The organism is Microvirga sp. Mcv34 (assembly GCF_024519725.1).
Lineage (GTDB): Bacteria > Pseudomonadota > Alphaproteobacteria > Rhizobiales > Beijerinckiaceae > Microvirga.
Genome location: NZ_JALJRK010000167.1, coordinates 1 through 4,796, shown reverse-complemented (window position 1 = coordinate 4,796; position 4,796 = coordinate 1). Strand labels below are relative to the sequence as shown.

5 protein-coding genes and 1 pseudogene are annotated in these 4,796 nt (G+C 58.3%); 3 read left to right on the top strand and 3 right to left on the bottom strand.

The genetic code is table 11. The features are described from left to right. Positions 1-205: 205 nt before the first annotated feature. Positions 206-1,038 (bottom strand): annotated as a pseudogene (locus OC446_RS29385) (IS3 family transposase); the annotation flags it as partial. Between the two features lie 159 nt (positions 1,039-1,197). On the opposite strand from OC446_RS29385, the gene OC446_RS29380 reads away from it, so the two are divergent. Beyond that, positions 1,198-1,650, top strand: a complete 453-nt coding sequence (locus tag OC446_RS29380) for a hypothetical protein (protein WP_262032444.1) — start codon at positions 1,198-1,200, stop codon at positions 1,648-1,650. Continuing rightward, positions 1,593-2,030, top strand: a complete 438-nt coding sequence (locus tag OC446_RS31190) for a M10 family metallopeptidase C-terminal domain-containing protein (RefSeq protein ID WP_410055170.1) — start codon at positions 1,593-1,595, stop codon at positions 2,028-2,030. The genes OC446_RS29380 and OC446_RS31190 overlap by 58 nt, the downstream gene beginning before the upstream one ends. A 138-nt stretch (positions 2,031-2,168) precedes the next feature. Here the strand turns inward: OC446_RS31190 and OC446_RS29375 are convergent, their stop codons facing one another. Beyond that, on the bottom strand, positions 2,169-3,770 hold the full coding sequence (locus OC446_RS29375) for a hypothetical protein (RefSeq protein ID WP_262032443.1): 1,602 nt from the start codon (positions 3,768-3,770) through the stop codon (positions 2,169-2,171). 117 nt (positions 3,771-3,887) lie between these two features. On the opposite strand from OC446_RS29375, the gene OC446_RS29370 reads away from it, so the two are divergent. Beyond that, entirely contained in the window at positions 3,888-4,586 is a 699-nt protein-coding gene (locus tag OC446_RS29370; protein ID WP_262032442.1) for an IS6 family transposase, read from the top strand. Here OC446_RS29370 and OC446_RS29365 read toward each other — a convergent pair. Further along, positions 4,502-4,783 (bottom strand): IS200/IS605 family transposase, encoded by a 282-nt coding sequence (locus OC446_RS29365; RefSeq protein WP_410055169.1) that lies wholly within the window; start codon positions 4,781-4,783, stop codon positions 4,502-4,504. The two genes, OC446_RS29370 and OC446_RS29365, sit on opposite strands and share 85 nt — an antisense overlap. Positions 4,784-4,796 lie beyond the last annotated feature (13 nt).

The window sequence follows — 4,796 nt, the reverse complement described above, 5'->3', positions numbered from 1 at the left end:
GTTTGGGCCTTCCACCTGGGGTGTATCTCGTATTGAGGACGGTGAGGACCACGGCCGAGCCGCTGGATCCTGTGTTTGCTATGGGAGAGAACAATCCCGTTGACGGTGGAAGCCACCTGGCTCAATCTGTTTGAAGCGCCGATCCAGCAAATCGGCGTGCTGAGATCTGCTGGCCCAGTGCCGCTGCTGCTCCCCCACATAGGACGTTGTCGGGTCGAATATGGCCGGGAACGCCGCGCAGGATGAACAGGTCGGAGAGTACGTCGATCACATCGGCAGCCTTCAGCTTCCGGCTCACCCGGATGACCAGGCATTCGCGCGTGAACTCGTCGATGATGTTGAGCATGCGGAACTTGCGCCCGTCATGGGTGCGGTCCTCGACAAAGTCGTAGCTCCAGACGTGATTGGGATACTCCGGCCGCAGCCGGATGCAGGATCCGTCGTTAAGCCAGAGCCGGCCTTTCTTGGTTTGCCTCTGTGGCACTTTCAGCCCCTCCCGCCGCCAGATCCGCTCGACCCGCTTCTTGTTCACCAACCAGCCCGCCTCCCGCAGCAGTGCCGTGATGCCCCGGTAGCCGTAGCGGCCATACTGGGTGGCCAAGGCGATGATGTCGGCCGTCAAAGCCGCCTCATCCTCCGGCTGCTGGGGGATCTTGCGCTGGGTGGAACGGGGTTGACCCAGAACCTGGCAGGCCAGCCGCTCGGAGACGCCGTATTTGGCAATCACATGATCCACACAGGCGCGACGGCGGGCGGGGCTTACCAGTTTCCCGACGCAGCTTCCTTCAGGATCAACTTCTCCAGGGTCAGATCGGACACAGCCCGGCGCAGCCTGGCGTTCTCCAACTCGAGGTCCTTCATCCGCTTGACCTGGTCGGACTTCAACCCGCCGTACTCATTCCGCCATCGGTAGTACGTGACCTCGGTGACGCCGATCTGCCGGATCGCTTCGGCTACCGTCCGGCCTTGTGCCGTCAGCACGTCCACCTGTCGTAGGTTGGAAACAATCTCCTCGGCCGTGTGCCTCTTCTTGCCCATCTTCAGTCCTCCTTCGGCTCAAAAGCCATACTTCAGGGAGGATCACTTTTCAGGGGGCAGACCAGCGTCACTTTCGCGGCTCAATGGCTGGCCTACATGCTCCCCTGTCAACGCTTCACGGGCGGCCTCACGACCGTCCGCGCATGACTCGGGGCCAATGTGGATCGCTACTCCTTCATTGTGATGGACTTGCACCATCTACTCCTTGCCGGTCTCCCGGCGCACTCTTGCGCTGACCCCGACACGGCGAAACTGCCCCTGTCCCTGATTGACGGGTCGTTCCTACTCTATTCCAGCACCTATGTTCAGTTCATCGGCAGCAGCTATGCGACCCTGTCCGGCAAAGGCTTCAAGGCAAAGTCCTGGGGGCCGCTGACGGCCGGCACCGTCAAGGACATTGACTTCTATCTCAAAGACAAATTCGTGCTGTCGGTCTCCAAGATCTCGATCCCTGCCACGAGCGTTATTGGTTGGGGCGACAAAGCTCCGGCTGACGTTGCACGGACAATCTTTGCCGGCAAGGATACGATCACCGGAAGCTCCAAGGGGACCGGCTGGACGGGTTTGCCGGCAATGACACGATTTCAGGCGGGAATGGTTCAGATCATCTGATTGGTGGCACCGGCCACGATCTCCTGTCCGGTGGTTTAGGCAAGGACACCCTGACAGGAGGTGATGGTCGCGACACGTTCATCTTCGATACGGATCCGACCTCGGCCAATACCGATAGCATTCGCGATTTCAAGCCGGCCGACGATACCATTCGGCTTGCGAAGTCCATCTTCACGGCCCTTTCACAGAATGGCTCGCTTGTCGCGAGTAGTTTTTGGGCTGGCAGCGGCGCGCACGATGAGGACGATCGGATCATCTACAACCCGACTACGGGCGTCCTCTTCTATGATCCTGATGGGACCGGTTCTGCGACGGCAGTCGCGGTGAGCAAACTCGCTCCCAAACTGAAGATGACCCATGCTGACTTCTTCATCTTCTAAGCCATGTATGATGAAGGCTTTAAAGTCCGTTCGAACCTGCCTCACTCACGAGCGACGCGTCAAATACAACGAGCCGAGAATGAAGGACGGACCTCAATGGTCCGCCCCCCTCCAGGATGTTTAGACCTTCCACCGAACTTAGGCTGAGAAGCGGAAGTCATCGGCTTGGAGACTTGCCAGCATCACATTTTTCAGCACGAGCGAGTTCTCGTCATTGACTTCGATGAGAACGTCAGAGTCCTTCTGCCTCGCCGCGCTCATGACACTTGCAAAATCCGCAAACGCCGTCCTGCTGAAGATGATGCAATCACTGGTTCCAGCAGGGTCGAAACCGATCAAGGTGTCGTGTCCGAACTGCTGACCAAACAGGAACCCGTCCTGTTTCTCGCTGGCCTCGAACGTCTCGCTGAGCGATGTGCTCATGGCAATCCGCGCGTTTGGCCTGTAGAGATCGTCGAGAACGGCGGGCGCATACGCGAGCGACGTATCGGCGGCACTGGTCTGACGGCCATCGCTCCACGTAACCACACCTGTTCCGGTGATCATCGAGGTGTCCGAAAGGCCCTGCGACTCTTTGGTGAGATCGAGACCAATCGAGGTGATGCCCCAGCTCTCCAAAGTGCGCAATTCACCTTGATCCGTCTGGCCGTTCTGGTTCACATCCTGCCAGATCCGGAATTCACGCCAGCGCGCATCGCGGCTGTCGAGCACACCGTCCCCGTTGTTGTCAAAGGCGGCCGCAAGCGCTTCCATATCCGTGTCGGTACCTGGTGCCCAGCTCGTAAAGGCAATCTCTCTGTCCTGATCGATGACGCCGTCGGCACCAGCGGTGCCATCAGCCGCCAAGTCGATCACCAGGAAGCCGTCCTGGCCGCTGATCCAGGCGGTACGCTCCTTCACACCGTCACTGCCTTCCCAATCGAAAGCCGCGCCACTCTGCGACAGGTCGACAAGATCAACGCCGTCTCCGGCCAGATCGATCGCGACCGGGGCCACGATTGTTCCCCACTGGCCAGTGTCCGCTTGAACGCGCCCGCCGGTCAGCGTGCCAGCTGCATTGTAGTTACGTTGTTCATAGTACCAGAAATAAGCATCGGCGAGGTCCCATTTCTCGACCATTTTTGTGCCGTTGTCATAGGTGTAAGTCTGCTCGTACAGCTTGCCGGCGCTGTTGTACTTGCGCTCCAGGGTCTTCCAGTTGACTCCGCTGGTGTAGTCGTAATCCCACGTCGTCTTGTTGCCGTTGTCGTAGTTGTAGATCTTATACGTCTCACGGTTGGCCGCGTCATAATCGGTGCGTTTGTCGCTCCAGGTGACCGAGGTGGTATAGTCCCAGTCGTAGATCCGCTTGGTGCCATCGTCATAGTTGTTGACGCGGTAGGTCTGGCGTCCGGCCGTATCGTAGTCGATGCGGTAGTCTGTCCAAGCCACGCCGCTGGTGTAGTCCCACGCCCAGACCTTCTTGGTCCCATTGTCATAGAGAGCGGTCTGGCTGGTCCGCCGGCTGGCCGCATCATAGTTGACCTGCGAGTGGCTGAGCTCATAGGCCGTATAGTCCCAACTGTAATCGATGAACGACCCGTCGTCGTACTGAACACGTTGGCTGGTGGCACGGCCTGCCGTATCGATCGCGGTCTGGATGTACGACCAGTTTGTTGCGCCATAATCCCAAGAGGTATCCGTGAATGTACCGTTGTCCCAACTGATACGCTGGTACGTTGCTCGGCCAGCCGCATCCATATTTGTCCCAACAGTCCACCAGGTCTGAGCACCGGCGTGGTCCCAGGGGTTCCGTCGCAAACCTTTTGTTTCAGAGTTTCAGCTAATGGGGTGGAGGTCTCAGCAGCGGAGGAACAGGTGTTCAAGGGCAGGCATTTTGATCGATCCGTGATCCTGCTCTGTGTCCGGTGGTACCTGGCCTACAACCTGAGCCTGCGAAACCTTGAGGAGATGATGGCCGAGCGAGGCATCTCCGTCGACCACGCGACCGTTCACAGATGGGTTGTCCGGTATTCCCCCGAGTTGCTGGAGCGGTTCAATCGTCGCAAGCGAGCCGTCACCGGCAAGTGGCACATCGACGAGACCTATATCAAGGTCAGGGGCCGCTGGATGTATCTTTACCGAGCAATCGACAGCAATGGGGACACGGTTGAATTCTGGTTCAGCGAGCGACGCAATCTGGCTGCTGCCAAACGGTTCCTGCGCAAGGCACTCAAGCGGCATGGTAGACCCGAGAGGATCGTCATTGATGGCAGCCAAACCAACCATGAAGCTATCTTGTCGTGCGATGCAGAAAGCCGCCTACAGGATGGCTCAAGACGTCCGCTCGTTCCAATTAAGATCCGGCAGAGTCAGTTCCTCAACAATTGTATCGAGCAGGATCATCGTGCCGTCAAAAGACGGATTCGCCCGATGCTCGGCTTCAAGTCCATGAACAGCGCTCGGGCAATCCTGGGCGGAATTGAGATGGTTCACATGATGCGGAAGGGGCAGGCGAAGTATGACCATAATCGGCATTGTTCGCTCGCAGAGCAGTTCGAGCGGCTCGCTGCATAAAATCTGCCGTTCACTCTGGCATTTCTTTGTCGATCGTCAGAAATTGCGACAGAACCAGCTTGGACAGTCTCCGCGCTGACGTGCCCGACGCTCCCAGCGTAATAGCTACGGCTCCACAAGGTCGGGAGGCGAGAACGCAGGGCGGGGAACTCCTGTCGCATCAAGCGGGATGACCGTCCCTTGAAGCGATTGACGATCTCAGCAACGGCA

Coding starts and splice junctions, on each gene's coding strand:
- OC446_RS29375 (WP_262032443.1), bottom strand. CDS start 3,770: ATGGATGCGGCTGGCCGAGCAACGTACCAGCGTATCAGTTGGGACAAC.